This is a genomic window from Sphingopyxis terrae subsp. terrae NBRC 15098 (assembly GCF_001610975.1).
Classification (GTDB): domain Bacteria; phylum Pseudomonadota; class Alphaproteobacteria; order Sphingomonadales; family Sphingomonadaceae; genus Sphingopyxis; species Sphingopyxis terrae_A.
This window is the reverse complement of sequence record NZ_CP013342.1, coordinates 282,798-307,057: the sequence shown is the minus strand read 5'-3', so window position 1 is coordinate 307,057 and position 24,260 is coordinate 282,798. Positions and strand designations below refer to the sequence as shown.

The following is a 24,260-nucleotide window of genomic DNA, read 5'->3' as shown; positions in this document are numbered from 1 at the left end:
GTGTAATACGGCGCGAAGAATGACCGCTTTCCCGTTTTCCGATGATCCTCCGCCTCCGGCGATTGAAGAACCGCTGTTTCCGCTTGCCGAAACGCCTGCGACGCCGGCGGGCGCGAAGAAGCCGCGGCCACGATGGCTGCGCTGGCTGTCGCGCGGCATTGCGGCCTTTGCGGTCCTCTTCATCCTGCTCGTCGGCTGGCTGGCGATTACGGCGCCGCTGTCGAAATCGCTCGAACCGATTGCGCCGCCGCAGATTACCCTGCTCGCATCGAACGGCACCCCGATCGCGCGCATCGGTGCGGTAGTCGACAAGCCAGTGAAGGTCGCCGACCTGCCCGATCATGTCACGCAGGCCTTCATCGCGATCGAGGACCGCCGTTTCTACAATCATTGGGGCGTCGATCCGCGCAGCGTCGCGCGGGCGGTGTGGAGCAATGTTACCGGCGGCCGCACGCAGGGCGGCAGCACGATCACGCAGCAGCTCGCCAAATTCACCTTCCTGACGCCCAAGCGTACGCTGGGCCGCAAGGCGCGCGAGGCGCTGATCGCCTTCTGGCTCGAAGCCTGGCTGACCAAGGACGAGATCCTCGAACGCTATCTGTCGAACGCCTATTTCGGCGATAACACCTATGGTTTGCGCGCCGCGTCGCTCCATTATTTCTATCGCCAGCCCGAAAAGCTGACCCCGGCGCAGGCGGCGATGCTGGCGGGGCTGGTGCAGGCGCCGTCGCGGCTCGCCCCGACCAAGAACCCCGATCTGGCTGAAAAGCGGATGCGGCTGGTCGTGCAGGCGATGGCGCGCGAGGGTTATCTGACCGCAGCCGAGGCGAAAGCGATGCGGCCGCCGCGTATCGACGTGCGCGAGCGCGACGACCTGCCCACCGGCACCTATTTCGCCGACTGGGCGCTGCCGCAGGCCCGCAAGCTAAGCGACATCGGCTATGCGCGCCAGACGATCACGACGACGCTCGACGCCCGTTTGCAGGCGGCGGCGCGGCGTGCGGTCAATCGCGCCGCGCTCGGCAAATCGCAGGTGGCGCTGGTCGCGATGCGCCCCGATGGCGAGGTCGTCGCGATGATCGGCGGGCGCGACTATGCCGCATCGCCGTTCAACCGTGCTACGCAGGCACGGCGCCAGCCCGGATCGACCTTCAAGCTGTTCGTCTATCTCGCGGCGCTGCGCAAGGGCTGGCGCCCCGACGACCGCATCGCCAACGGGCCGATCGAAACCGGCACCTATCGGCCGAAAAACGCCAGCGGCATCTATTCGCCGAGCATCACGCTGGAAGACGCCTTCGCGACCTCGAGCAACGTCGCGGCGGTGCGACTGCTGCAGGAGGTGGGCGATGACCGCGTCATCGCGATGGCGCGCGATCTGGGCGTGACCGCGCCGCTGGCCAAGGATGATCCGAGCCTGGCGCTCGGTACCTCGACGATGACGTTGATGGAACTGACCGCCGCCTATGCTGCGGTGGCGGCGAACGCCTATCCGGTCGTGCCGCACGCCTTCAAGAGCGAGGACAAGGGCTGGTTCGAAAATATGGTCTGGGGGGCCAGCCATTTTTCGGCGCGCGAGCATGACGGGATAGAGGATATGCTGGGCGCCGTCGTCAATCGCGGTACCGGGCGCGCGGCGCGGCTGCCGATCGCCGGCTTTGGCAAGACGGGGACGAGCCAGGACAATCGCGACGCCTATTTCATCGGCTATACCGATGGGCTGGTCGTCGGCGTGTGGGTGGGCAACGACGATAATTCGCCGCTGCAAGGTGTGACCGGCGGCGGCGTGCCGGCGCGAATCTGGCGCGATTTCATGGTGCAGGCCAGCGGCCGCGGCGCCGAACCGAAGAAGCCGCCGCCGGCTGCCGATCCTGCGGGACCGGTCCAGCCGCTTGACGTGCCCGACATCGGGACGATCCCGGTCGGGGACAAGACGAGCATCGGGGTCGAGGACGGCAATGCGGTCATCAGCACCGAAATCGGCGGCACACGCGTCGATCTGCGCCTCCCGATCGGTGACCGTCAGCCACCCTCGAGGCAAGGGCCGCCCCCGACACCGGCAACTCCGTCGGCGCAGCCCCAGCCGGCACCGGCCCCGCCGCCGTAACAGGCGTGGGCAAGCAGTTTCGCATGGCGCATGGCGCGGTGCGGCAGTAGCGAGGGGCAATGATCACGCCGATTCTCTCCGTTGACAAGCGCAGCCGGCCCGCGGCCGCGATCCGGCCATGCTGAGCGTCGAAACGCACGAGGCCAGCCCCTGGCCCGACGATCTCGATTGGCAGGTGCGCGCCGGTGAGGCGGCCGCGGCCGCGCTCGCGCTGACGCCTTACGCCGCGCTGGCCGATGCCGCGCCGCTTGTCGAGGTGGCGATCCGCCTGACCAACGATGATGAAGTTCACGCGCTCAACCGCGATTTCCGCGGGAAGGACAAGCCGACCAACGTCCTGTCCTTCCCGCAGGTCCAGCCCGATCTTCTCGAAACGATGAGCAACAGCGACGATGGCGAGATATTGCTCGGCGACATCGTGCTGGCGCGCGAAACCTGCGTGCGGGAGGCCGCGGAGAAGGGGGTTTCGGTCGCCGATCATGCGACTCATCTGATCGTGCACGGGATGCTGCATCTGGTCGGTTATGACCATGTCGACGATCATGGCGCCGAGGCGATGGAGGCTTTGGAAGTGAAAGCCCTTGCATCGCTGGGCATCGCCAATCCATATGCGGTGCAGGATTAACGGCAAAAGCGAGAGACATGCCCGACGAGCAGGGGTCTTCGACCCGATCGGAAGAGGACAGTAGGTCCGGCCTGTGGGCCGGAATACGGACGTTGCTGTTCGGCGGTAACAGCGAACCGTCGCTGCGCGAGCAGATCGAAGAGGTCATCGACGAGGCCGAGGAAGAGGGCGCCGAGCGCCGCGGCAGCAGCATCGTCGGCGATCTGTCGCCCATCGAACGCAAGATGCTGCGCAACCTGCTGCATTTCGGCGAACAGACGGTCGACGATGTGGCGGTGCCGCGCGGCGAGATCATCGCGATTTCGGAAAGCGCCAGCTTCGAGGAAATCGTCGCGATCTTTGCCGATGCGGGGCACAGCCGCCTGCCGGTCTATCGCGAAACGCTCGACGAGGTCGTCGGGATGATCCACGTCAAGGACGTGTTCGCGGTCCTGGCCGAAGGGCGCACGCCGCCGCCGCTGCTCGACCTGTTGCGTCAGCCGCTCTATGTGCCGCAATCGATGGGCGTGCTCGACCTGCTCGCTGAAATGCGCGCGAAGCGCACGCACCTCGCGATCGTCATCGACGAATATTCGGGCACCGACGGCCTGGTCACGATCGAAGATCTGGTCGAGGAAATCGTCGGTGAGATCGAGGATGAGCATGACGACGAGCCGACCGCGCTGTTCGTGCCCGGCGCCGACGGCTGCTGGGACGCCGATGCGCGCGCCGAACTCGACGATATTGGCGAAGTAATCGACCCGCGCCTTGCCGAAGTCGACGAAGATGTCGACACGCTCGGCGGCCTCGCTGCGGTGCTCGCGGGGCATGTCCCGGCGGTCGGCGAGGTGCTGCACCACTCGAGCGGGTGGCGCATCGAAATCACTGAGGCCGATGAAAAGCGCGTCCATCGTCTGCGCCTGCATCCGCCGGTGGTTGTCGACCTGGAAGCCTCGGCCGACCGCGGCGCCGACTTCTGACGAATTGCCTTTGACGGGGCAAAGGACTAGCGCAAACCGGATGGACGTTTCGGACCTTCGCATCGCGCTGTTCAGCGGAAATTACAATATGACGGTCGATGGCGCGAACAAGGCGCTCAACCGCCTTGTAGGCTATCTGCTACGCCAGGGCGCATCGGTGCGCGTCTATTCGCCGACGGTTGCCGAACCCGATTTCGAACCGACCGGCGATCTTGTCAGCGTGCCGTCGATGGCGATCCCGAACCGCCCCGAATATCGCATTCCGCTTCATTTCTCGGCCCGCGTGCGCGAGGATATCGCGAAATTCGCGCCCAATATCCTGCATATCTCCAGCCCCGACCGCGTTTCGCGGCAAGTGGCGGCGTGGGCTCGGCGGCGCAATATCCCAGTCGCCTGTTCGGTGCACACACGCTTCGAAACCTATTTCCGATATTACAACCTGTCCTTCCTCGAACCGATTATGGTCGCGTGGCTGCGCCGGCTCTACCGGCGCTGCGACGCGCTGATCGCGCCGTCGGAAAGCTTTGCGCAGGTGCTGCGCGAACAGCGGATGAACTATGACATCGGCATCTGGACGCGCGGCGTCGAGCGCGACATTTTCCGGCCCGACAGGCGCGAGGCGAGCTGGCGCCAGTCATGGGGCCTCGCCGACGACATGCCCGTCATCGCTTTCCTCGGACGGCTGGTCATGGAAAAGGGGCTCGACGTTTTCGCCGACACGATCGACGTGCTCGAACGCCGCAAGGTCCGCCATCAGGTCGTCGTGATCGGCGAAGGCCCCGCGGGCGACTGGTTCGAATCGCGGCTCCCGCAGGCGAAATTCGTCGGCTTTCAGGGCGGTCCCAATCTCGCACGGGCAATCGCGTCGTGCGATATGCTGTTCAACCCGTCCGTCACCGAAACCTTCGGCAATGTGACGCTGGAAGCGATGGCGTGCGGCCTGCCGGTGGTCGCAGCGCGCGCGACGGGCAGCGCCAGCATCGTCAAGCATGGCCAGACGGGCTATCTCGTCGATCCGGGGTCGATCACCGGCTTTGCCGACGACCTTGAGCGCTATTGCACCGATGCCGGGCTGCGCGCGGCGCATGGTGCGGCGGCGCTGGCCGAAAGCATGGCCTATGAATGGGACGCGATCAATCAGTCGGTTGCCGACACCTATTTGCGGCTGATCCGCCAGAAGCAGCGGCAGCGGAGGTAGCGCGGCATGGCCGGGGATCTGTTCGGCAACGATGCGCCGGTCGGGGCAGCCGATGCCACCGGGCCGGTTCCGCTCGCCGAACGGTTGCGCCCGCGCAGCCTCGCCGATGTCGTCGGACAGGAGCATCTGACCGGCGCCGAGGGCGCGATCGGGCGCATGGTTGCGGCGGGGCAATTGTCGTCGATCATCCTGTGGGGGCCGCCGGGCACGGGCAAGACGACGATCGCGCGGCTGCTGGCCGAAGCTGTGGGGATGCGCTTCGCGCCGTTGTCGGCGGTGTTTTCGGGCGTCGCCGACCTTAAAAAGGCGTTTGCCGAAGCCGAGAAGATGGCGGCTGCGGGCAAGCGCACGCTGCTTTTCGTCGACGAGATTCACCGCTTCAACCGCGCGCAGCAGGACGGCTTCCTGCCTTTTGTCGAGCGCGGGACGGTCGTGCTCGTCGGCGCGACAACCGAGAACCCAAGTTTTGCGCTGAACGCCGCATTGCTCAGCCGCGCGCAGGTGCTGGTGCTGCACCGGCTCGATGAAGCGGCGCTCGCGCTGCTTGTCGAACGCGCAGAAGCGGATGTCGGGCGGAGCCTGCCGGTGACCGCGGACGCGCGGGCGGCGCTGATCGCCAGCGCGGACGGTGACGGGCGCTTCCTGCTCAACCAGGTCGAAACCCTGTTCGCGGCAGCGATCGCCGATCCGCTCGACGCGGTCCAGCTTGCGCAATTCCTGCACCGCCGCATGCCGGTCTACGACAAGGACCGTGACGGTCATTACAATCTGATCTCGGCGCTGCACAAATCGCTGCGCGGATCGGATCCGCAAGCGGCGCTCTATTGGCTTGCGCGCATGCTCGTCGCGGGGGAGGAACCACTTTATGTCCTGCGCCGCCTCGTCCGCTTTGCGAGCGAGGATATCGGGCTCGCCGATCCGCAGGCGCTGACCCAATGCCTTGCCGCCAAGGACGCCTATCAGTTTCTCGGCTCGCCCGAGGGCGAGCTCGCGATCGTGCAGGCGTGTCTCTATCTCGCGACCGCGCCCAAATCGAACGCCGCCTATGCTGCGCAAAAGGCGGCGTGGGCCGCGGCGCGCGAAACCGGCTCGCTTGCGCCCCCCGCGAACATTCTCAATGCGCCGACCAAGCTGATGAAGGATCTAGGCTATGGCGCAGGCTATGCCTATGACCATGATGCCCCCGACGGCTTTTCGGGCGACAATTACTGGCCCGATACCATGGCGCCCGCGACCTTCTATCGGCCCGTCGATCGCGGTTTCGAAAAGCGCGTCGCCGAGCGCATCGCCTGGTGGGACGAGCGCCGCCGCGCCGCGCGGGAGGAGCAGTGAGCGCCTTCCGTTTCGTTGACTGGGACGATGTCGTCGCCTTTGCCTGCGCACTGCCCGATGTCGAAATGGCGCTCTTCTATGGCACTCCTTGCCCGAAAGTGAACGGCAAGGCCTTCGTTTCGCCGGGCCGCGAGGCCGGCAGTTTTCACGTCATGTGCCCGATCGAGGAAAAGGAGCTGTTGCTTGAAACCGACCCCGGTATCTTCTGGCAAACCCCGCATTATGAAGGCTGGCCCGGCCTGCTCGTTCGCTTCGCGCCCGCCGATCCCGGCCGGGTCGCCGACGTCATCCGCCGCGCCTGGTGGGATCGCGCCAAAAAGGCCCAGCGCGCGGCGTTCGGCCCGCGGCCCTGACGTGCGCGGGCGCGCGTTTCTCGTCGCAGCCATGGCGCTCACGGCGATGCCGGCGCAGGCCGCGGACGCGGGGGCCGATCTCAATCGCGCCTGGGCGGCGGGCTATCGCGCCGCCTTCACCTGCTCGGCGCTTTGGGACGGCGCGGGCAAGGCGATGGCCGATATCGAACGCGACGAGCTGACGGGCATCTATCCCGAAATCGAGGCCGACGTCCGCGCGTTGACCGCCGATGTCGACCAGACGGCACGCCGCGTCCTTGTCCGCTATCGCGGCGACATGCCGCCGCGCATCGCGCAGTGGACCGGGCGGGACGGCTGCGTGGCGCTGCCGATTGGCGCCGATCCCGCGTCGGGGCCCGGAGTTTCGCCGCAGAAGCGCGCCGACCTTGACGCCCGGCCATGGCCGCTCGGCGACCAGGGCGCACGCGCGCCGATCCCGCGCGGTCTGACGCGCTATGAAGCGGCGGTGATGAACATTGCCGGTTTCGGCGGGCGGACCAGCGCGCTGGTGATCGTCAAGGACGGCCGGATCGTCGTCGAGCACTATCAAGCCGGGCACGACGTCCATACCGCGCAGCGCACCTTTTCGGTTGCAAAGTCGCTGGCGGCGACGCTGATCGGCAATGCGGTGCTGCGCGGCAAGCTCGACGTGGCCGCGCCCGCGGCGATCGCCGAATGGCAATCGGCTGGCGATCCGCGCGCGCTCATCACCACCGAACAGCTCATGCGGATGGCGAGCGGTCTGACGAGCGACAGCGCCGGCAATCGCACCGATGCCATCTATATGGGCGGCGCATCGGTGCGCGCGTGGACGACGCAGTGGCCGCTGCTCAACCCGCCGGGCAGCCGCTATCGCTACGCCAACAACGACACGCTGCTCGCGACGCTGTCGCTGAAGGCCGCGCTGACGAAGGAGGGCGAGGCGCTCGATCCTGCGGCCTTTTTCGACCGGCTGGGCATGACGCGCACCTTCGTCGAACATGACAAGGATGGCGATTTCATTCTGTCGAGCCAGGTGTGGACGACCGCGCGCGATCTTGCCCGGCTCGGCCTCCTCTATCTCAACGATGGCGTCGCGGACGGTGAGCGCATTCTGCCCGCCGACTGGCGGCGCTTCGTTTCGACGCCGAGCGGCCCGCAGCCGGACGGGCCATTCGGTTATGGTGCCGGTTTCTGGCTGCTCGACAAATCGGCGGGCGTGCCGTCCGATGCTTTCGGCGCTTTCGGCAATCGCGGCCAATATGTGATCGTCATTCCGTCGCGGCGGCTGGTCATCGTCCGGCAGGGCTATGACGACTCGGCGCAGCGGCTCGATATTGCCAAACTCACCGCCGCCGTCGTCGCCGGCGACGACAAGACCGGCACCCGGAAATAAGGCCTCACTCCTGGCCAGGGTAGCGCACGAAGCTGGGCATCTCATCCAGCTTTTCCATCCAGCCGATCCGTTCGGCGACCTGGATCTGCGCGCCCGCGGGGATCAGGTCGGGATCGTCGAGCGTCCCCGACTGCACGTCGATCTTGCCGGGGAAAATCTGGTCGTTGGTATAGAAGAGGCCGGTACCGCAATCGCCGCAGAAATGGCGCCGCCCATGCTCCGAGGAGGCGTAGACTTTCGGCGTGCCGCTGAGCTCCAGATCGGCCTGTGCGACCAGCGCCCAGCCGACCATCGGCGCGCCGGCGTGGCGGCGGCAATCACTGCAATGACACAGGGCGTGATGTTCTACCGCTGTCGGCATCGAATATCGGATCGCACCGCAATGGCACTGGCCGGAAGCGCGGGCAGGGGAATCGGTCATGTCTCTCTCCTTGGCTGGGAGGAGAACATACCATAAACATTTTCTCAAAGGCAATTACGTCGGCGGTCAAGCCGCGCGGTTACTCGCCCAGATCGACGTGGTGCTTCTGGGCCCAGTCGAGATATTGTCCGCGCGGGTTGGCGGCCGGGTGGGCGAGGATCGCCGGGACGTCGCGGCGCAGCGCGCCAAGGTCGAGCGAGCGGATCATCGCCTTTACCGGACCGACCCCGGCCGGCGTAATCGACAGGCGTTCGATCCCGATGCCGAGCAGCGCCATCGCTTCGAGCGGGCGGCCGCCCATTTCGCCGCAGACGCCAAGCGTGACCTTCGATCCCGACACCATTTTCACGACCCGCGCCAGATAGCGCATCACCGTCGGCGATAGCCAGTCATAGCGCTCGGCGAGCCGCGGGTGCGCGCGGTCGGCGGCGAAGAGGAACTGGGTCAGGTCATTGGTGCCGATCGACAGGAAGTCGAGGTGCGGCAGCATCAGATCGAGCGTCTCGATCAGACCCGGCACCTCGAGCATCGCGCCATAGCGGATCGCCGAGGGCAGCTTCTTGTTATGCTGTTTCAGCCAGGCGCGCTGGTTGATGAACAACTGGCGCGCCGCCTCATATTCCCAGGGTTCGGACACCATCGGAAACATCACGTTCAGCGTGCGTCCCGCGGCCGCTTCCATCAGCGCCCGCGCCTGGACTTTCAACAGGCCTTCGCGTTCGAGCGCGAGGCGCAGCGCGCGCCACCCCATCGCCGGATTTTCCTCCAGCGCATTTTCGTCGACATTCATATAGGGCAGCGCCTTGTCGCCCCCGATGTCGACGGTGCGGAAGATGACGGGACGGTCGCCCGCCGCGTCGAGCACGTCGCGGTAGAGCCGCTGCTGCCGCTCGCGCTGCGGCAGCGTCGCCGACACGAGAAACTGGAATTCGGTCCGGAAGAGGCCGATGCCGCGTGCGCCGGTGAGGTCGAGCGCCGCGACATCCTCGCGCAGCCCGGCGTTGATCATCAGCTCGATCGGGACCCCATCCTTGGTAATGGCGGGCAGATCGCGCAGCGACGCGAGGCTCGCGCGGCGCTTTTGCGAGATAACGAGCTTGGCATCGAAGGCGTCCTGCACCGCCTGCGTCGGGCGCACGTGCAGCGTTCCGGCGGCGGCATCGAGGAGCAGCATGTCGCCCTCGCGGATCGAGGTCCGGACGTCGCGGACCCGGCCCAGCACGGGGACGCCCATCGCACGCGCGACGATAATGACGTGCGCGGTCAGCGACCCTTCTTCCAGGATCACGCCCTTGAGACGGCGGCGATCATATTCGAGCAGCTCGGCGGGGCCGAGGTTGCGGGCGACGAGGATCGAATCCTGCCGCAGCCCGACTTGCGCCGCCGTCCCCATCTGCCCCGACACGATCCGGATCAGCCGGTTCGACAGGTCTTCCAGGTCGTGCATGCGGTCGCGCAGCAGCGCGTCGTCGATCTGGCGCATCCGCATCCGGGTGCGTTGCTGGACGCGTTCGATGGCCGCTTCGGCGGTCAGCCCGCTGTCGATCGCTTCGTTGATCCGCCGCGACCAGCCCTCGTCATAGGCGAACATCTTGTAGGTTTCGAGCACCTCCTCATGCTCGCCACCGACGCCGAATTCGGCCTGGCTCGCCATGCGGTCGATCTGTTCGCGCATCTTGTCGAACGCGGCGTAGACGCGGTGGCGTTCGGCCTCGATATCGTCGGCGACCGTATGTTCGATATGCACGCGCGGCTGATGGAAAACCGCGATCCCGGCGCCCATGCCGTCGACCAGTTTCTGGCCCGACAGGCGCTGCATCGACTGGTCGGTTTCGCCCGCATCGATCCGCGCTGCGGTATCGACCAGGTCGGCGTTGGCGATCAGTTCGGACAGCACCATCGCGACCGTCTGCAGCGTTTCGATCTCGATCTCTTCATATCGGCGCGGTTCGGCATGCTGGACGCACAGGACGCCGACCGCGCGCTCACGCCGGATGATCGGCACGCCGGCAAAGCTGTGGAACAGCTCCTCGCCCGTTTCAGGACGGTAGGAAAAGTCGGGATGCGCCGCCGCTTCGTCGAGGTTCAGCGTTTCGATCTGCTCGGCAATCGTGCCGACCAGACCTTCGCCGAGGCCCAGCCGTGTGACGTGCACCGCCTCCTGCTTCAACCCGCGCGTGGCATAAAGTTCGAGCGCGCCTTCGCGCAGCAGATAGATGGAACAGACCTCGCTATCGAGGCATTCGCCGATGATGCCGACAACCTGGTTGAGCTTCGACTGCGCGTTGGTGCGCGCTGCCATCACCTCGTGCAGCCGCGTCAGGATCGTGCGGGCCGACTGGGCGGCGGATGTCGGCGGGGGCGGGGCGTTGGTCATCGTGCAATCCTGCTAACAGATGCACGGCGCCAACGCCATTGCCCGGCGCGACTTTTATCCCGCTATTCTGGCGGTTTCAGTTGCCGCCGACGGGCGCCCCGGACGGTCCCGAAACCGCCGTCGTGGCGGGTGCGGTCATCACCGGCGGGGGCGGGGCATATTTCGCGTCCCACGCGGCGACATCGGCCCGATATTTGGCATAGGCTTCATAGAAATCGACGAAGGGCTGGTCGAGCTGCGCAAGCTGGGCCGGAGCCTGCGGAATGACCTGTGCCGACGGGGTCGATGAGACGAGCTGGGCGACTTCGTTGGCGCGAGCGCAGAAGGCGCGCTGCGCCGGGGGCTGCGCGAAATAGTTGAAAAGCTGCGTCGACAGCTTGTCGCGCGCGGCGATGCCGTTGGTGCGCGTTTCCTTGCCAAGATCGGCGATGACCGTCTTTTCGGTAGACCGGATCTGCTTGGCATGCGCCTTGATGATATTGTTGTACGCCGACACCAGCGTCGCTTCTTCGGCGCCGCGGCAACCGATCGCCGCGACGTTGAGCGCAATCTTGAGCTGCCAGAAGGCGCGGTCGCCGCTGATGCCGCTGTTCGCGGTCATGAACCGGCCGTCAAGGCCGCGCGCGGGGAGGATTTGCGTAAGAGAGGCATTGCCGGGGGGCAGGGGGCGCGGCGGGATGACCACGGCCACCGGCGGCGGGGGCGGCGGCGGCGGGGGCGGGGGCGGGGGTTTCGGCGCACAGGCGGCGACGCTTGCCAGCAGGCCGGCAACGATGATTTTACGCGACAAATTCATGACCTTCTCCCCAGCCGCATGCTTCATGCGGCGTCAACCCCGTGCGTGCAAGGCCGTTTCGGCCTGTTGCACCAAAGATGCGATGATCTCGGCAACGCTCTCTTCCTGCGTTACCATACCGACAGATTGCCCTGCCATTAACGAGCCGTTTTCGACGTCGCCGTCGATCACCGCGCGGCGCAGCGCGCCGGCCCAATAATGTTCGATTTCGAGCTGCGCCGCCGCCATGTCGACGGTGCCCCCGTCGAGCAGATTGGCAACCTCGCGCTGCTTGGCGGTAAAGGCTTCGGTGCCCGCATTCTTTAGCGCACGGACCGGGATGACGGGCAGGCGCGGATCGATCTGGACGCTGGCGATGGCGTCGCGCGCGGAGGCGCGAATGAACGCCTTTTTGAAATTGGGATGCGCGATGCTTTCGGTGGCGCAGACGAAGCGCGTGCCGAGCTGGACGCCCGCCGCGCCCATTTCAAGATAGCCGGCGATCGCCTCGCCGCGGCCGATGCCGCCGGCGACGAAGATCGGCACCTCGGAAGCGAGCGCGGGCAGGATTTCCTGCGCGAGTACGCTCGTCGACACGGGGCCGATATGACCTCCCGCTTCCATCCCTTCGATTACCAGCGCATCGACGCCCGAACGGACCAGCTTCTTTGCGAGCGCCAGCGTCGGCGCGAAGCATATCACCTTGGCGCCCGACGCCTTGATCGCCTCGAGGCTGCCTTTCGGAGGCAGTCCGCCCGCCAGCACGACATGGCCGACGCCATGTTTGGCGCACACCTCGATCAGCTCGAAAAGCTGCGGGTGCATGGTAATCAGGTTGACGCCGAAATTGCGGGTCGCCAGCGCCTTTGTCGCCGCGATCTCGGCATCCAGCAGCTCGGGCGTCATCGCACCGCAGGCGATCACGCCAAAGCCGCCGGCATTGCTGATGGCGCTGACCAGATGGCGCTCGGACACCCAGCTCATCGCGCCGCAGAGAATGGCGTAGTCGCTGCCCAGCAGAGCCGTACCGCGCGCCATGAGTTCGTTCAATTTGCTCATTGCTGCGCCTTTGCCAGCAGCCGCGCGCGCGCGCAATCCATTGCCGAGCACAGCCCCGAAGGCGGAACGGATTTCGCCGTTCGGCTGGGCGCGGGAAACTCTCCTTTCGGCGCCCAAAGCAAAACAATCATTGTCAACTAAAACAATTGGGATAGTCTTGGCGCCGAATCCACCAAAGGGGAAAGGAAATGCCATGACGTCGTCCCAAGACCCATCGCCCGGCGAGCGCGAGCCGCCCTCGCGCGCGGTTCAAGCCGTGCTCGATGCGCTTGAAAAGCTCCGCTTCGGCGCCATCCAACTAACTGTCCATGAAGGGCGGCTGGTGCAGGTCGATGTGACCGAACGGCACCGCTACCCCAACTGATACTCAAGCTCCCGACGGGGATACTCCCCGCCACCTGCCGCAGACCGGACAACCGGATGTGGCAATTTCTTGCAACAGGAAATTGTCATGATCCCAAAGTCATCGTCTCGCCGCCGGGTCGCTCCGGCCGCCATCCCGCTTACCCTTCTGCTGCTTCTTGGCGACGATCCCGCCTTTGCAGCCGAAAATGCCGCTGACGAAACCGCAGCGGCAGACACCGTCGCGGGCGAAGGCCCGCAGGCCGCCTATGGCAATGAAATCGTCGTCACCGCCCGACGCCGCAGCGAAACCGCACAGGACGTCCCGATCGCCATTTCGGTGGTCGGCGGTGATCAGATCGACAGCACCGGCAGTTTCAACGTCGGCCGCCTCCAGCAACTCGCGCCGACGCTGCAATTCTACACGAGCAATCCGCGCAACTCGGCGGTCAATATCCGCGGGATCGGTGCGCCGTTCGGCCTGACCAACGACGGTATCGAACAGGGCGTCGGCATCTATGTCGACGACGTCTATTATGCGCGCGTCGCCTCCGCGACCTTTGACTTCCTCGATGTCGCGCAGATCGAAGTGCTGCGCGGTCCTCAGGGCACGCTCTATGGCAAGAACACGACCGCCGGGGCGATCAATATCACAACGAACCAGCCGACCTTCGATTTCGAGGGCAAGGCCGAACTCAGCATCGGCGACCTCAATTTCAAGCAGGCGAAGGCGGCGATTTCGGGGCCGCTGTCCGACCGGCTGGCGGCGCGCTTCGCGGTGTCGGCGACGAGCCGCCGCGGCACCATCTACAATGTCACGACCGACCGCTGGATACAGAGCCAGGACAATATCGGCCTGCGCGGGCAATTGCTGTGGAAACCCACCGACACGCTCAGCGTCACGCTCGTCGGCGACTGGAACAAGCAGGACGCTGTATGCTGCGGTTCGGTGTTCGTGCGCACCGGCGCGACGCAGCGGCCGCTCGCCCGCCAATATGCCGCGCTCGCGGTGGCGCAGGGCTATACGGTGCCGAGCACCAATCCCTTTGACCGGCTGACCGACCTCGATGCCAATCTCAATGCCGGGAACGAGATCGGCGGCGTGGCGCTGCGCGCCAAATGGGATGTCGGTCCCGGCACGCTCACCTCGATCACCGCGTGGCGCTATTGGGACTGGCAGCCCGAGAACGACCGCGACTTCACCGGCTTGCCGATCGTCACCAAGTCGCAGAACCCGTCGCAGCAGAATCAATATACGCAGGAATTGCGCTACAATGTTTCGGGCGACCGCTTCGATTTCGTGCTTGGCGGCTTTGCGTTTCACCAGCGCATCGACACGCAAGGGACCGAGGCGCATGGCGCGGCCTCGAGCCGCTGGACGCTCAATCCGGCGAGCGCGCTCGCCAATGATCCGACCGTGCTCGACGGGCTGACGGCGCGCAATACGCAATATCTCAAGAACACCAGCCTCGCGCTGTTCGGGCAGCTGAGCTGGAAGATCACCGATCGGCTGACGGTCCAGCCCGGCGCGCGGATCAACTATGACAAGAAGGAGGGCTATTATCAGCGGCTGGTGTTCGCGGGCGACGGGTCACCGGTGACGCGGGCGCTGAACGACCCGGTGTCGGTGGCGCGGCTGGGTGTGTTTGCGCCGCAGGAATATGCGCCGAGCTTCAGCGACTGGAACTTCAGTTACGACCTGACCGCGACTTACAAGGCGGCGCGCGGTGTGCTGGTCTATGCAACCTATGCCAGGACGTTCAAATCGGGCGGTATCAATCAGAATGGTGTGCCGACCGATGCAGCCGGCAACCCGCTGCTCGGCGCCGCGACGATCAAGCCCGAAGCGGTCGATCATTACGAGGCGGGGTTGAAGACCGACTATTGGAACGGGAAGGGGACGGTCAACCTGGCAGTCTTCCGCACCGACATCGGTGATTATCAGGCCAATGTGAACAACGGACAGTTCGGGGTGTTGCGCGGCTATCTCGCCAATGCCGATAAGGTCCGCACACAGGGGATTGAGGCCGACGTCGCGATCCGCCCGAGCGAACGCTTCAATGCCTATGTCAACGGCGCCTACACCGACGCCAAATACCGGCGCTTCGTCGATGCGCCATGCCCGCCCGAATTGTCGGGCGGTGCGAACAGCCCCGCGAACTGCGACATATCGGGCGCGCGGCTGCCGGGCGTGTCGAAATGGGCGCTGTCTTTCGGCGCCGAAGCCAATGTGCCGGCATCGCTGTTCGGTCAGGAGGGACAGGTCTATCTGGGCTATGACGGCAGCTATCGTTCGAACTTCTCGTCGAACGCGAGCCCGTCAATCTACACCTGGGTCGACGGCTATTCGCTGTCGAATATCCGCGTCGGCTTCCGGGCAGAACGCCGCCTCGATGTCTTTGCCTGGGTCCGCAACGCGTTCGATCGCGATTATATCGATCAGCTTTTTGTCGGTCCGGGCAATACCGGCCTGATCACCGGGCTTCCAGGCGATCCCCGCACGTGGGGCGGGACGATCAAATTCGGCTTCTGACCGGGGCGGGAGCGCAAGGCCGACGGAAAAGGGGCCGCCCGATGGGCGGCCCCTTTCACAGGCCGGCGGCGTTAGCGCTGCTGGCCGGGATTGCGCTCTTCTTCGCGGCGCTGTTCGCCCGGCTGGCGGTTCTGGCCGTCCTGCTGTTGCTGCTGACGGCGCTGTTCTTCTTCGCGATCCGCCTGCGGCTTCTGCTGGTTCTGGTTGGGGGTATTAGCCACTTTCCTTCTCCTTGCAGTCCGGCTGCAAGTATCGCGGCCGGACCCATGAAAAACCCGCGGCGAACGCGCGATGTTCCTCGGTTCGTCGCATCCGCGTCCGGTCGTGGCGGCGGGGCGACGAGTGACTGATCCCGATCGTCCTTCGCGTGTTAATGATCGGAAGGGTCGATCACTGAATACAGCTTATTCGGTTATGTCGATGGGACCGCGCAGCCTATCCTCGGCCTGTCAGAAGGAGAGGATAGCGCCACCGACTCGGCGCAATGCCGGTCGGCCCGACTTTGCCCGTCACGCGTCCGTCACCGCGCCGCGTCACAATCCAATAATCCAAAAGAGGAGAGATTGCATGAACGACCAGACCCCCATCGACGCCGCAGGCGGTTGTCCCGTCCACAAGGGCGGCATGCGCGCGCTGCTCGGCCGCACAAACAAGGATTGGTGGCCGGACATGCTGGCGACCGACATCCTCACCCCCAACGGGCCTTCCAACCCGATGGGCGAAGATTTCGACTATGCCGAAGCGTTCAAATCGCTCGATTATCAGGCGCTGAAGGATGATCTGACCGCGCTAATGACCGACAGCCAACCGTGGTGGCCCGCCGACTATGGTCATTATGGGCCCTTCTTCATCCGCATGGCGTGGCACGCCGCGGGTACCTACCGCACCGCCGATGGCCGCGGCGGCGCCAATAGCGGGCAACAGCGTTTCGCGCCACTCGACAGCTGGCCCGACAACGGCAATCTCGACAAGGCGCGGCGCCTGCTTTGGCCGATCAAGCAAAAATATGGCAACAAGATCAGCTGGGCCGATCTGTTCATCCTCACCGGCAATGTGGCGATCGAAAGCATGGGCGGTCCGGTCTTCGGTTTCGGCGGCGGCCGCGTCGATGTCTATGAACCCGAACGCGACATCTATTGGGGCAGCGAAGACAAGTGGGTGAACGAAGGCGTGCAGACGCGCATCGATCCCAAGCACGGCTTCGAAGTGATCGAGGGACCTCTCGCGGCGATCCAGATGGGGCTGATCTACGTCAACCCCGAAGGACCGCAGGGCAATCCGCACGATGACGAAGGCATGGCGCGCGACATGAAGGAAACCTTCGCGCGCATGGCGATGAACGACGAGGAAACCGTCGCGCTGACCGCGGGCGGGCATACATTCGGCAAGGCGCATGGCAATGGCGACGCCTCCAAGCTGGGGGCCGCACCCGCGGGCGGCGATCTCGCTGCGCAGGGCTTCGGCTGGGTCAGCGGCGAGGAGCATGGCGGCATCGGCGAACATGCCGTCACGAGCGGCATCGAGGGCGCCTGGACCAACACCCCCGACAAATGGACCGAAAATTATTTCCGGCTGCTGTTCGACTATGATTACGAGCTGGTGAAATCGCCCGCGGGCGCGAACCAGTGGCAGCCGATCGGTCAGAAGGAAGAGGATATGGCGCCGGCGGCGTGGGATCCGAACATCAAGGTGCCCACGATGATGACGACCGCCGACATGGCGCTGAAGCGCGATCCTGAATACCGCAAGATCAGCGAGAGGTTTCGCAGCGATCACGAAGCGTTCAAGGACGCCTTCGCGCGCGCTTGGTTCAAGCTGACGCACCGCGACATGGGTCCGAAAACCCGCTACCTCGGCCCCGAAGTGCCCGCCGAAGACCTGATCTGGCAGGACCCTATCCCCGCAGGCACCATGCCTTCGGATGCCGAGGTCAAGGCAGTGAAGGACAAGATCGCCGCGAGCGGCCTCACCGTCAGCCAACTCATCAAGACGGCGTGGGCCTCCGCCAGCACCTTCCGCAAGTCGGACTTTCGCGGGGGTGCCAATGGTGCGCGGGTTCGCCTCGCGCCGCAAAAGGACTGGGAAGTCAACGAACCGGCGATGCTGGCCAAGGTGCTCGATACGCTCGACGGGCTGCGTGGTTCGATGTCGATGGCCGACGCCATCGTGCTCGGCGGCGTTGTGGGTCTTGAAAAGGCGATCAAGGACGCGGGCTTCAACGTCGCGGTGCCCTTCACCGGCGGCCGCGGCGACGCGACGGCCGAACAGACCGATGCCGACAGCTTCGCGGTGATGGAACCCGAAGCCGATGCATTCCGCAACTATCTCGGCAAGAAGAAGCTGGCGGTGAAGACCGAGGAAATGATGCTCGACCGCGCGTCGCTGCTCGGCCTGTCGGTGCCCGAAATGACGGTGCTGATTGGCGGCCTGCGCGTGCTCGGTGCCAATCATGGCGATCGCGGGCATGGCCATTTCACCAAGCGTTCGGGCCAGTTGACGAACGACTATTTCGTCAACCTGCTCGACATGACCAATGTGTGGAAGGCCGTCGACGGATCGGATGACCAGGAATATGTGGCAACCGATCGCAAGAGCGGGGGCGAAACCTGGCGCGCAACCCGCGCCGACCTCGTCTTCGGTTCCAATTCGGAACTGCGCGCTGTCGCCGAAGTCTACGCCGAGACGGGCCACGAGGAAAAGTTCGTCAAGGACTTTGTCAAAGCCTGGACGAAGATCATGAACGCCGATCGTTTCGACCTCGCGTAACCGGGCAGGCGCCGGTCCCGAACATGCCTCGGGACCGGCCGCCAACCCTCATGGCGACGGGTCGCGACCCGCCTTCCGGGGACATGGGCTCGGGAGGCGGGTCATATTTTATGAGGGGGTCAATGCCGAAAGCTTCGAACGGTCGTTCATTTGCCCGGCGGCGAACTTACTAGAAATCGACGTCTTCATAATATTTGGGCGGCGTCACGATTTCCATCCGTTCGGCCAGCAGCGGCCGGAAACTCGGGCGCGACTTGAGGCCTGAATACCAGCCCTTAGTCTGATCGTGCCCGGTCCAGTCGATGCCGCCCAGATAGTCGGCGACCGAGATGTGCGCCGCGGCGGCGAGATCGGCGAGGCTCATCGTCGCACCGGCAAGCCAGGTGCGATGGTCGATGAGATAGTCGATATAGTCGAGGTGCTGGTTCGCCGCCTTCATCGCTTCGCGCAGCGCGCCGCCGTCGGGTGGCTGGCGGTGGACGATGCGCTTCTGCATCCGTTCGAAAAGCAGCGGGCCGGTGACTTCGAAATAGAATTCCTGGTCGAACCAGGCGACCAGGCGGCGGATCTCGGCGCGATTGGCGGCGGTGCCGTTGATCATTGCCTTGCCCTCGACCGTCTCCTCGAAATATTCGGCGATGGCGTTGCTGTCGATGAGCACTTGTCCGCGCCCCTCGTCCACCATCACCGGGGTACGCCCGGCGGGGTTCAGGTCGACGAATTCGTCACGGCGTTCCCACGGTGATTCGCGCACCAATTCATAACCAACGCCCTTTTCGCCGAGCAGCAGCCGGACCTTGCGCGAGAAGGGACAGAGAGGGAATTGATAGAGTTGCCACATGATCATCCGCATAGCGTCAGCGAGGCGGCGCGTCCAATGGCTATGGCGGACTTATCAACCGGGTCGGTTCGGGTCAGCACGCAAGCGGTGCGCTATTGCCGCGCAGTGGTGCGTTCAGCTTCCCATTGCGCCAGAAGATCACGCGCCATATCCTTGATAACCGGAGCATAAGCGGCGACGGCAGAAGCGGCATGGCCGGCCATGCGCGCGCTTGCGCGAACGTCGCCGCCCATACGCTCGGCATAGCCGGGGTCGCGCCCCGCGATGTCACCGATGGTTGCGTCGGCGGGTATGCGGGCGGCATCGGACGACGGATCGATCCGCGCGACGGCTTCGGCGAGCGGACCGACGGGCATCTGCATCATTGCACCGACCAGCGCCGTGATCGTGTCGGCCATCCGGTCCTGCGTCGCCGGATCGTTCAGCACGGCGGCAGCGTCGCGCGCATCCGCCGCCGACGCCGGCACGGGGGCGAGGATTGCGAGAAGCGGAAGGGCGGCGCGGATCGGGCGCATGGAATCATCCTTTCGGAAGCGCGAAACATCAGCGCCGCACATAGCGGCCCGACGCTTTCGCGCGGCTGAATAACCTATCGTCTTGCGGCAGACTGGGGCCTTGATGCGGCAGACGTCCCCGGCGAGGGCCGGGGACACCGGCTATTCGGCGGCGACCGCCTGTGCAGGCCGGTCGCTGAGCGGATGCGCGAGTCGCCCGATCATTTCCTTGGGACACACCTGCCAGAAACGCGTGCGCCAGCGATCCCAGTCCGCAAGCACCTCGGCCGACCATTTGCTGCCGGTTGCCGCCGCATGCTCCTCGACAAGTGCGCGCAAGGCGCCTTCCCAATGTGCGCTGTCGAGCCGTTGCCAGACGATCGATTCGGGATTGGCGCGGCTTTCGAAGCTTTCATCGACGTCGAGGACGAAGGCCATGCCGCCGGTCATGCCGGCGCCGAAATTCGACCCTACCGCACCCAGGATCACCGCCGTGCCGCCGGTCATATATTCGCAGCCATTGGCACCGCAGCCTTCGATCACGACTTTCGCGCCCGAGTTGCGGACCGCAAAGCGTTCGCCCGCCTGGCCCGCCGCGAGCAAGGTGCCTGCGGTCGCGCCGTAGAGGACGGTGTTGCCGACGATGCTGTTATGCTGGCTGACCAGCGGGCTCGACACGGTCGGCCGCACGATGATGCGCCCACCCGACAGGCCCTTGCCGACATAGTCGTTCGCATCGCCGAACACTTCGAGCGTGATGCCCTGGCAGAGGAAGGCGCCGAGCGACTGCCCGGCGGTTCCGCGCAGACGCACCTGCACATGGTCGTCGGCAAGCCCGGTCATCCCGAAACGCGCCGTAACTTCGGCCGAGAGGCGCGTGCCGACGGCACGGTGGGTGTTGCGGACGTTATAAGTGAGCTGCATCCGCTCGCCGCGATCAAACAGAGGTTTCGCATCGTTCAAGATCTGCGCGTCGAGGCTGTCGGGCACCGGGTTGCGGAAATTCGGTCCCTGCGAGCGGCGCTGCTCGTCGGGCGCATCAACCTTGGCGAGGATCGGATTGAGGTCGAGGTCGTCGAGATGCTCGGCACCGCGGCTGACCTGGCGGAGAAGCTCGGTGCGGCCGATCACCTCGTCGAGGCTGCGGCAGCCGAGCTTGGCGAGGATTTCGCGCACTTCCTCGGCGATGAAGGTCATCAGGTTGATGACCTTTTCGGGCGACCCCGTAAACTTCTGCCGCAGCTTCTCGTCCTGCGTGCAGACCCCGACGGGGCAGGTGTTCGAATGGCACTGGCGCACCATGATGCAACCCATGGCGACAAGGCTCAGCGTCCCTATGCCATATTCCTCGGCGCCCAGGATGGCGGCGATGACGATGTCGCGCCCGGTCTTAAGCCCGCCGTCGGTGCGCAGGCGGATGCGGTGCCGAAGGCCGTTGAGCGTCAGGACCTGGTTGACTTCGCTGAGGCCCATTTCCCACGGGGTGCCGGCATATTTGATGCTCGTCTGGGGCGAAGCGCCCGTGCCGCCGGTATTGCCCGAGACAAGGATCACGTCGGCGTGCGCCTTGGCAACGCCCGCCGCGACGGTGCCGATGCCCGCCGAACTGACGAGCTTCACGCAGACGCGCGCCTTCGGATTGATCTGCTTCAAATCGTAGATGAGCTGTGCAAGATCCTCGATCGAATAGATGTCGTGGTGCGGCGGCGGCGAGATCAGCATCACGCCCGGCGTCGAATGGCGCAGGCGCGCGATGAATTCGGTGACCTTGAAGCCCGGAAGCTGGCCGCCTTCGCCCGGCTTGGCACCCTGTGCGACCTTGATTTCGATCTCGTCGCAGGCGCCGAGATATTCGGCCGTGACGCCGAAGCGGCCCGACGCGATCTGCTTGATGTTGCTATTGGCATTGTCGCCATTGGCATAAGGCTTGTAGCGCTCGCTTGCTTCGCCGCCTTCGCCCGACACCGCCTTCGCGCCGATGCGGTTCATCGCAATCGCCAGCGTTTCATGCGCTTCGGGGGATAGTGCGCCCAACGACATGCCCGGGGTGACGAAGCGCTTGCGGATTTCGGTGATCGCCTCGACGCTGTCGAGCGCTATGCCCTGCGCTGGGAAGTTGAATTCCATCAGGTCGCGCAGATAGATGGGCGGCAGGTCGGCGACCCCGCGCGCGAATTGCAGATAGGTCGAATAGCTGTCGGTCGCGACGGCGGTCTGCAGCAAGTGCATGAGCTGCGCCGAATAGGCGTGCGCTTCGCCGCCCGCGCGCTGGCGATAGAAGCCGCCGATGGGGAGCGTCGTGACGCGCGCGTCGAACGCCGCCTCATGCTTCTCGGTCGCGTTGATGAAGAGCGACTGATAGCCTTCGCCCGAAATCTTGGCCGGCATGCCGGGGAAGAGATCGTTTACGAGCGCGCGGCTAAGGCCGACCGCCTCGAAATTATAGCCGCCGCGATAGGAGGAGATCACCGCGATCCCCATCTTGGCCATGATCTTCAAGAGGCCGTCGTCGATTGCCTTGCGGAAACGCTGCAGCGCGTCGGCGAGCGCTAGGTCGCCGAACAGGCCGCGCGACAGACGGTCGGCGATCGCCGCTTCGGCGAGATAGGCGTGGACCGTGGTCGCGCCGACGCCGATGAGCACCGCAAAGCCGTGCGTGTCGAGTATCTCGGCCGAGCGGACGTTGATCGAGGCGTAGCTGCGCAACCCCTTGCGCACGAGGTGCGTGTGGACCGCCGCAGCGGCGAGCACCATTGCGACCCCGACGCGATCTTCGCCGATAGTCTGGTCGGAAAGGAATAGCTCGCTCCGCCCCGCGCGCACGGCGTCCTCTGCCTCGCGCCGGATGCGCGCGATCGCGTCGCGCAGCGTCGAGGCGTCGCCGCCGGTTGGGAAAGTGCAATCGATCTCGGCCACTGCATCGCCGAAATAGGCGCGCAGCCGGTCCCAATCGTCGCCGACGAGCACCGGCGAATCGATGACGAGCACGTGCGGGCTCTGGCCTTTTTCGTCGAGAATATTGGCAAGGTTGGAAAAGCGCGTCTTCAGGCTCATCACATGCCGTTCGCGCAGGCTGTCGATGGGCGGGTTGGTGACCTGGCTGAAGTTCTGGCGGAAGAATTGCGCGACATGGCGCGGCTTGTCGGAAATGACCGCGAGCGGCGTGTCGTCGCCCATCGAGCCGATCGCTTCCTTCGCATCCTCGACCATCGGCGAAAGGATGAGTTCCATATCTTCCATCGTGAAGCCGGCGGCGACCTGGCGGCGCAGCAGTTCGGCGCGGTCAAAGCCCGGCAGGCTCGACTTGCCGCCCTTGGGCAGGTCGGCCATCGTGCGGAAACCCTTCACGCGCGCCGCATAATCGTGCGTTCCCGCGATCTTGTCCTTGATCGCGCGGTCTTCGTAGAGAGTGCCTTCGTCGAGATCGACGGCGATCATCTGGCCGGGGCCGAGGCGACCCTTCTTGCGGATGCTCGCCTCGGGCAGCAGCACCATGCCGCTTTCAGAGCCAACGACGAGCAGATTGTCGGCCGTCAGCGTGTAGCGCAGCGGACGAAGTGCGTTGCGGTCCATCCCCGCGACTGCCCAGCGGCCGTCGGTCATCGCGAGCGCGGCTGGGCCGTCCCACGGCTCCATCACGCTTGCGAGAAAGTTGTACATCGCCTTGTGCGCGGCGGGCATTTCTTCATCGGTGGCCCAGGCTTCGGGGACCAGAATCAGCTTTGCGGTCGGCGCATCGCGGCCCGCGCGGCATAGCGTCTCGAACACTGCGTCGAGCGCTGCCGTATCGCTGGCGCCAGCCGGGATCACCGGCTTGATGTCTTCCGAATGTTCGCCGAAGGCGAGGCTCGCCATTTTGATCTCGTGGCTTTTCATCCAGTTCTTGTTGCCGCGGATCGTATTGATCTCGCCATTATGGGCGAGGGTGCGAAACGGCTGGGCGAGCCACCATTGCGGGAAGGTGTTGGTCGAATAGCGCTGGTGGAATATCGCAACCCGGCTTTCGAACAGCTTGTTCGCAAGGTCGGGATAGAAATCCGCCAGGCTCTCGGCGAGGAACAGTCCTTTGTAGATGATCGATCGCGCAGACAGGCTGCAGATGTAGAAATCGGCGATCTGCGCCGCAATCACCTTCTTTTCGATGCGGCGGCGGACGAGATAGAGCTGCTTTTCGAATTCGTCGATCGACTGCTCCTCGGGAAGGGGGCCGGCAATCATGATCTGTTCGATTTCGGGGCGCGTGCGCTGCGCCTTGTCGCCGATCACCGACACGTCGACCGGAACCTGGCGCCAGCCATAGATGGTGTAGCCCGCGTCGATGATTTCGGATTCGACGATCGTGCGGCATGCTTCCTGCGCGCCCAAGTCGGTGCGCGGCAGGAAGATCATGCCGACGGCGAGGCGGTTCGGCAGCACCTTGTGCCCCGATGCCGCGATCGCATCGTCGAAAAAGCGCTCCGGCAGGTCGACATGGATACCCGCACCATCGCCCGTCTTGCCGTCGGCATCGACGGCGCCGCGGTGCCAGACGGCGCGCAGCGCCTCGATCGCCGCCTCGACGACGCGGCGCGAGGCCTTGCCGTCGGTCGCCGCGACCATGCCGACGCCGCAGGCATCGGACTCGAGGTCGGGGCGATACATGCCGTCTTCGGCAAGCCGCTGGTGATCGGGGGTCGGGTAATGGGTCATGTCGTGGTTCCTGCCGG

Annotated in this window: 18 protein-coding genes; 10 read left to right on the top strand and 8 right to left on the bottom strand. The window is 65.1% G+C overall.

Annotated features, from left to right (window positions below):
- Window positions 1-19: 19 nt before the first annotated feature.
- The 7 genes from AOA14_RS01440 to AOA14_RS01410 all read left to right on the top strand — a co-directional run bounded on the left by AOA14_RS01440 (window position 20) and on the right by AOA14_RS01410 (window position 7,946).
- Window positions 20-2,104 carry a transglycosylase domain-containing protein gene (locus tag AOA14_RS01440; RefSeq protein WP_062900476.1) on the top strand — a complete coding sequence of 695 codons (2,085 nt, stop codon included), beginning with the start codon at window positions 20-22 and terminating at the stop codon, window positions 2,102-2,104.
- 118 nt (window positions 2,105-2,222) lie between these two features.
- The gene (gene ybeY / locus AOA14_RS01435) at window positions 2,223-2,729 is read left to right on the top strand and encodes an rRNA maturation RNase YbeY (RefSeq protein ID WP_062900475.1); all 507 of its coding nucleotides are present in this window, start codon (window positions 2,223-2,225) and stop codon (window positions 2,727-2,729) included.
- Window positions 2,730-2,746: 17 nt separating this feature from the next.
- Window positions 2,747-3,688 (top strand): hemolysin family protein, encoded by a 942-nt coding sequence (locus AOA14_RS01430; RefSeq protein ID WP_062900474.1) that lies wholly within the window; start codon window positions 2,747-2,749, stop codon window positions 3,686-3,688.
- Window positions 3,689-3,728: 40 nt separating this feature from the next.
- Window positions 3,729-4,886, top strand: a complete 1,158-nt coding sequence (locus AOA14_RS01425) for a glycosyltransferase family 4 protein (RefSeq protein WP_062900473.1) — start codon at window positions 3,729-3,731, stop codon at window positions 4,884-4,886.
- A 6-nt stretch (window positions 4,887-4,892) separates the two neighbouring features.
- The gene (locus AOA14_RS01420; protein WP_202988357.1) at window positions 4,893-6,218 is read left to right on the top strand and encodes a replication-associated recombination protein A; all 1,326 of its coding nucleotides are present in this window, start codon (window positions 4,893-4,895) and stop codon (window positions 6,216-6,218) included.
- Window positions 6,215-6,571, top strand: a complete 357-nt coding sequence (locus AOA14_RS01415; RefSeq protein ID WP_238929706.1) for an MmcQ/YjbR family DNA-binding protein — start codon at window positions 6,215-6,217, stop codon at window positions 6,569-6,571. Before AOA14_RS01420 ends, AOA14_RS01415 begins: the two co-directional genes overlap by 4 nt.
- 31 nt (window positions 6,572-6,602) lie before the next feature.
- Window positions 6,603-7,946 (top strand): serine hydrolase domain-containing protein, encoded by a 1,344-nt coding sequence (locus AOA14_RS01410; RefSeq protein WP_062902948.1) that lies wholly within the window; start codon window positions 6,603-6,605, stop codon window positions 7,944-7,946.
- A gap of 4 nt (window positions 7,947-7,950) precedes the next feature.
- Here the strand turns inward: AOA14_RS01410 and AOA14_RS01405 are convergent, their stop codons facing one another.
- The 4 genes from AOA14_RS01405 to AOA14_RS01390 form a co-directional block, all read right to left on the bottom strand.
- Window positions 7,951-8,367, bottom strand: a complete 417-nt coding sequence (locus tag AOA14_RS01405) for a GFA family protein (RefSeq protein ID WP_062900472.1) — start codon at window positions 8,365-8,367, stop codon at window positions 7,951-7,953.
- Between the two features lie 79 nt (window positions 8,368-8,446).
- On the bottom strand, window positions 8,447-10,744 hold the full coding sequence (ptsP, locus tag AOA14_RS01400) for a phosphoenolpyruvate--protein phosphotransferase (protein ID WP_062900471.1): 2,298 nt from the start codon (window positions 10,742-10,744) through the stop codon (window positions 8,447-8,449).
- Between the two features lie 76 nt (window positions 10,745-10,820).
- Window positions 10,821-11,540 carry a hypothetical protein gene (locus AOA14_RS01395; RefSeq protein ID WP_238929705.1) on the bottom strand — a complete coding sequence of 240 codons (720 nt, stop codon included), beginning with the start codon at window positions 11,538-11,540 and terminating at the stop codon, window positions 10,821-10,823.
- A gap of 33 nt (window positions 11,541-11,573) precedes the next feature.
- Complete coding sequence (locus AOA14_RS01390; protein WP_062902947.1) at window positions 11,574-12,578, bottom strand: NAD(P)H-dependent flavin oxidoreductase; 1,005 nt, start codon at window positions 12,576-12,578, stop codon at window positions 11,574-11,576.
- A 193-nt stretch (window positions 12,579-12,771) separates the two neighbouring features.
- On the opposite strand from AOA14_RS01390, the gene AOA14_RS19090 reads away from it, so the two are divergent.
- A complete protein-coding gene (locus tag AOA14_RS19090; protein WP_082813399.1) occupies window positions 12,772-12,942 on the top strand; it encodes a YezD family protein in 171 nt (56 codons plus the stop codon).
- Between the two features lie 87 nt (window positions 12,943-13,029).
- Window positions 13,030-15,453, top strand: coding sequence for a TonB-dependent receptor (locus AOA14_RS01385; RefSeq protein ID WP_062900469.1), 2,424 nt, complete (start codon window positions 13,030-13,032; stop codon window positions 15,451-15,453).
- Window positions 15,454-15,524: 71 nt separating this feature from the next.
- Here the strand turns inward: AOA14_RS01385 and AOA14_RS19570 are convergent, their stop codons facing one another.
- On the bottom strand, window positions 15,525-15,674 hold the full coding sequence (locus AOA14_RS19570) for a hypothetical protein (protein ID WP_186402752.1): 150 nt from the start codon (window positions 15,672-15,674) through the stop codon (window positions 15,525-15,527).
- A gap of 346 nt (window positions 15,675-16,020) precedes the next feature.
- On the opposite strand from AOA14_RS19570, the gene katG reads away from it, so the two are divergent.
- A complete protein-coding gene (gene katG, locus AOA14_RS01375; protein ID WP_062900467.1) occupies window positions 16,021-18,219 on the top strand; it encodes a catalase/peroxidase HPI in 2,199 nt (732 codons plus the stop codon).
- A 169-nt stretch (window positions 18,220-18,388) separates the two neighbouring features.
- On the opposite strand, the gene AOA14_RS01370 is transcribed toward katG, so the two are convergent.
- From AOA14_RS01370 to gltB, 3 genes are all read right to left on the bottom strand, one after another.
- Window positions 18,389-19,060, bottom strand: coding sequence for a glutathione S-transferase family protein (locus AOA14_RS01370; protein WP_062902946.1), 672 nt, complete (start codon window positions 19,058-19,060; stop codon window positions 18,389-18,391).
- A gap of 92 nt (window positions 19,061-19,152) precedes the next feature.
- Window positions 19,153-19,575: a hypothetical protein gene (locus AOA14_RS01365; RefSeq protein ID WP_062902945.1), complete on the bottom strand. Its 423-nt coding sequence runs from the start codon at window positions 19,573-19,575 to the stop codon at window positions 19,153-19,155.
- 141 nt (window positions 19,576-19,716) lie between these two features.
- Window positions 19,717-24,243 (bottom strand): glutamate synthase large subunit, encoded by a 4,527-nt coding sequence (gene gltB, locus AOA14_RS01360; protein ID WP_062900466.1) that lies wholly within the window; start codon window positions 24,241-24,243, stop codon window positions 19,717-19,719.
- Window positions 24,244-24,260: the final 17 nt, after the last annotated feature.

Coding starts and splice junctions, on each gene's coding strand:
- AOA14_RS01440 (WP_062900476.1), top strand. CDS start 20: ATGACCGCTTTCCCGTTTTCCGATGATCCTCCGCCTCCGGCGATTGAA.
- ybeY (WP_062900475.1), top strand. CDS start 2,223: ATGCTGAGCGTCGAAACGCACGAGGCCAGCCCCTGGCCCGACGATCTC.
- AOA14_RS01430 (WP_062900474.1), top strand. CDS start 2,747: ATGCCCGACGAGCAGGGGTCTTCGACCCGATCGGAAGAGGACAGTAGG.
- AOA14_RS01425 (WP_062900473.1), top strand. CDS start 3,729: ATGGACGTTTCGGACCTTCGCATCGCGCTGTTCAGCGGAAATTACAAT.
- AOA14_RS01420 (WP_202988357.1), top strand. CDS start 4,893: ATGGCCGGGGATCTGTTCGGCAACGATGCGCCGGTCGGGGCAGCCGAT.
- AOA14_RS01410 (WP_062902948.1), top strand. CDS start 6,603: ATGGCGCTCACGGCGATGCCGGCGCAGGCCGCGGACGCGGGGGCCGAT.
- AOA14_RS01405 (WP_062900472.1), bottom strand. CDS start 8,367: ATGACCGATTCCCCTGCCCGCGCTTCCGGCCAGTGCCATTGCGGTGCG.
- ptsP (WP_062900471.1), bottom strand. CDS start 10,744: ATGACCAACGCCCCGCCCCCGCCGACATCCGCCGCCCAGTCGGCCCGC.
- AOA14_RS01395 (WP_238929705.1), bottom strand. CDS start 11,540: ATGAATTTGTCGCGTAAAATCATCGTTGCCGGCCTGCTGGCAAGCGTC.
- AOA14_RS01390 (WP_062902947.1), bottom strand. CDS start 12,578: ATGAGCAAATTGAACGAACTCATGGCGCGCGGTACGGCTCTGCTGGGC.
- AOA14_RS19090 (WP_082813399.1), top strand. CDS start 12,772: ATGACGTCGTCCCAAGACCCATCGCCCGGCGAGCGCGAGCCGCCCTCG.
- AOA14_RS01385 (WP_062900469.1), top strand. CDS start 13,030: ATGATCCCAAAGTCATCGTCTCGCCGCCGGGTCGCTCCGGCCGCCATC.
- katG (WP_062900467.1), top strand. CDS start 16,021: ATGAACGACCAGACCCCCATCGACGCCGCAGGCGGTTGTCCCGTCCAC.
- AOA14_RS01370 (WP_062902946.1), bottom strand. CDS start 19,060: ATGTGGCAACTCTATCAATTCCCTCTCTGTCCCTTCTCGCGCAAGGTC.
- AOA14_RS01365 (WP_062902945.1), bottom strand. CDS start 19,575: ATGCGCCCGATCCGCGCCGCCCTTCCGCTTCTCGCAATCCTCGCCCCC.
- gltB (WP_062900466.1), bottom strand. CDS start 24,243: ATGACCCATTACCCGACCCCCGATCACCAGCGGCTTGCCGAAGACGGC.